1 protein-coding gene is annotated in these 3393 nt (G+C 66.0%); it reads right to left on the bottom strand.

Annotation, left to right across the window (positions count from 1 at the left end; all coding sequences use genetic code 11):
* Nucleotides 1–3393 (bottom strand): hypothetical protein (locus tag JZ791_RS43655; protein ID WP_216903788.1); only part of this gene is annotated, 3393 nt, incomplete at both ends.

The raw sequence follows: 3393 nt of genomic DNA, 5'->3' as shown, positions 1-3393 counted from the left end.
GGGTGGGCCAGCCGGCCTTCGGGAGAATTGCCAACACCTGCTTGGCCGAACCGCCCCGCAGCGGCCGATAATCATTCACCCGCACGCCCACGCCCGCGTCCACCAGGTCGATCCGGGGAGGCCGGTTTTCGGGATGCCTGTACACCAGCTGGATGGTATGACCGAGGCGTCCGCCCCGGGATGGCCGTACCAGCACGGTCAGCGATTCTCCGTCGGCACGCAGGCCATTCGCGGACAGCCATTGTCCCATGTCCTGCAACGCGCTCCATGCCTCGTGCATGGTGTCGAAACGGTATGGACGACCGTCGGCCCGTTCGATCACGTCGGCCGCGGTCATCCCGTCCGCGGAATCGAACAACCCATGATCCGGATCGAACAACTCCGTGGCAATCTGCTCGACCTCTGCCGCGACCTGCTCAGCCGTTTTATTGCGCCCCGCCGCGACCAGATGACCGATCACCGCCGCCGGACCACACAGAATCGGCGACTGTCCGGCCTCGGGCCGAAAACGCAGCAATAGTGCGATGGTTATCATCCGCACCAGCAGCGCGGCATCGCCCGGGTTATCCCGCAACCATTCGACCGCCGCCGTAATATTGGAGCCGGATGGCGGGGCTGGCTCATCGTCGTCCATGCCGAGGGACATTTGTGTCAGTACCCGCGACGGCGGATCTTGCTCAAAAGAGTAGGCAATCCCCATCGAGTCCAGGGTGTCGAACAGCTTTGATGGATACGCCGAGCTGTGCTCGAGGAATACGAAGCGCACCACGTGATCCACCCGCAGGGGCGACAATTCCGGACCCTCGGCACTATCGATGAGCCGATGGATCTGCCCCTCGATATAGGGCCAGATATCTTCGGGCGCGGTCGTGCGGAACGGATCCTGGTTGCGGCGGAACAGATTGGCCGTGGGGCCCGTCAACGGATCGGCGCAAAACGTCCCCACCGGCACTCCATCCACGAGGTCCGCGCCACGCAAGGAATCACCGAACGTGACCGTCGTCCGCTCCGCGATGCTCGGCCCGAACACCGCGACAATCGTGCCGTACATATTCAGCCGGCCACCGTACAGATCACGGCCCATCTGATCACGTGTCAGATAGGCGTATATCGGCCTGCCTGCGGGATCGAGATCGGCATCGAGACCGAACAGTGCCTGATGGGAGACCACGTACTGGGCCAGCTGATCGGGCCGAATACTGCTGGCCCCCACGTCGAAGAAGGCTTTGAATTCCCCAGACTCGAGCACCTTTTCGAGCGTCCCGGCATTCATCCTCGTACAGATGTAACTATCGCGAACCAACTCGGCGGCACGCTCATCCGCTGCGGCGGTGAACTCCTCCAGCGTAAACCCACGTTCCGCCGCGAAACGCGGCCAGTATCGTGCCCGATTCACCTCGTAATCCTCGAGGTATTCGGGCCCCGGCCGCAGATGTGCGAGCGCGGAGACCGGCTCCCCGTCGGCTGCGGCGATCGCCTCCCTCAGCAGATCGACCGGGACCACCGCATCTCGCAGCGGCAGTTCACCGATCGCGATCGACCCGTCGGACCAGCTCTGCACGAACGTGTTCCGCCCACCGACGGACCCGACCCGGTCGGCCCATTCCGCGGCGGCGTCAGAAAGTTGCTGGTCGCCGTAGAGAGGGGTGTTGTCGACCGCTCCGAACCGCAGTACCGGCCCATCGGCCGTGCTGATCAGTGCGATGCTCAGTAGACTCGGCCGGACCTGCTCGATCTGGTCGATGGCCGCGTGGAGAGCCCCGTCGATCTGCGACCGGATGCTGATCAGATCGGGCTGCCAGCGTTCCAGGACGCCACTCAACCAAGTGTCCAGCATCGCCAGGATGTCGTCGCGGTCCATCCCCTCGGTGATCTCGAGGTCGATGACGTTCAGCGGAACCGTCTGCGCGGCAACGTCTCCGATGAGCAGATCTCGATAATGTGCAGCCAGCCAGGGATCACCGAGGAGATCGGCGGCCTCCTGCGAGCCGTGCGGGTCGAGATCCTGCCGCAGTTCGGCGACCGGGCTGCCGGGGGCGTCGGCACGTTCGATGCGCACGCGCTGCGAACCCGGCGGGCCGTCGATCCGCCAGCGCAGCACCCCGATCTCACCGTCGAAGTGGGTGTGCACAAACCACCGCAGCATCGCTTGCGCCGCCAGGACCTGGTCCTCGGCCCACTCGTGCGTGAACAGATGACCGCCCAGCAGATCGACGGCGTCGCGCTCGACCCCGTCGATCCGCAGGACAGTCATCTCGAAGGCGCGATCGGCGTCCGGGTGGAACAGCAGTTCGGTGCGAGCGCCGTCAGGGTCGGCGAAGGCATCGCCCTCGGGCCGTAGCACCAGGTGTGAGCTGCTGCCCGCCGTCTCGATGGTGATCTCGAGCAGACCCGATGCGGTGATCGCCGGGACCACCGTGATGGGGGAGGCAGCGGCGGTCAGCGCCCGGCGCACCTGGTTGATCGCGAAGGCGCGGGCGGCGGCGACATCGGCGGAGACGTCCTCCGGGACGATCCCGTGGCTGCCCAGCAGCAGCATGGTCAGGTCGGCATACAGATCGTTCAGGTCCCCTGGTCGCGAGGGATCGATGGTCCGGGTGGGCAGTATGATCCCGGTCAGATCGCGGTCGGCCACGTAGGCGGGTTCGGCCTCCACCGTGAAGCGCACGGTTGTTTCGCCATCGCTACGTTCGGCGCCGTGCCAGTTCGGGGCCTGGTAATCCAGGACGCGAACGAGATCGCTACCGAAGGCCATGGCCCCCGGGGCATGTCCGCGCATCGTGCCGGACACGATCCCGCCGCCCCTGGTCAGCACCAACTCCGCCGCCCCCGACCCGGTCACCTGGCCCGCCAGATCCTCTGCGAAGGCCGCGACATCGAGCGCACGATCGGGCGACCACTGCGTCGGTCGCGCCGCGAGATAGGCGTACAGCCGCGGGGAAATCAGCGCGGTCGGCGACGCTCCGGCGGGGAAGTTCACCTCGAGCCTTCCGCCCTGCTCGCCCGCCTGCAGTGCCGCGGCCAACTCGTCGTACCGGAAGCTCAGAACCCGGGTGTCTCCGGATGAATCGTCGTGCTCGCCGGTGAAGGTCACCGTGTCGTGTCCGGATTCACGGGATATCCGTACTCGCAGTGTCGCCCCGCCCAGACGCCCGAACACGTTCACCGCGAGGAACCGTGCCACGATCCGCGCACTCACCTGCGAGAGCATCGAATCCCACACCCGGGCCAGCAGGATGCCTTCCACTTCGTCCTGGATCACCCGGAGCGCCGGACCGTCCGGCGTCAACCGGAACTCCCGGCTGACGTCACCGGGCAGCGGATCTTCTGATGACGCCGCAGCGCGGCCCACGGAGAACAGCGGCGGTATGTCCCAGCCCGATTCCGACAACC

The organism is Nocardia alni (assembly GCF_019038435.1).
Lineage (GTDB): Bacteria > Actinomycetota > Actinomycetes > Mycobacteriales > Mycobacteriaceae > Nocardia > Nocardia alni.
Note: the sequence above shows the minus strand (reverse complement) of the source record. Positions and strands in the feature narration are given on the sequence as shown.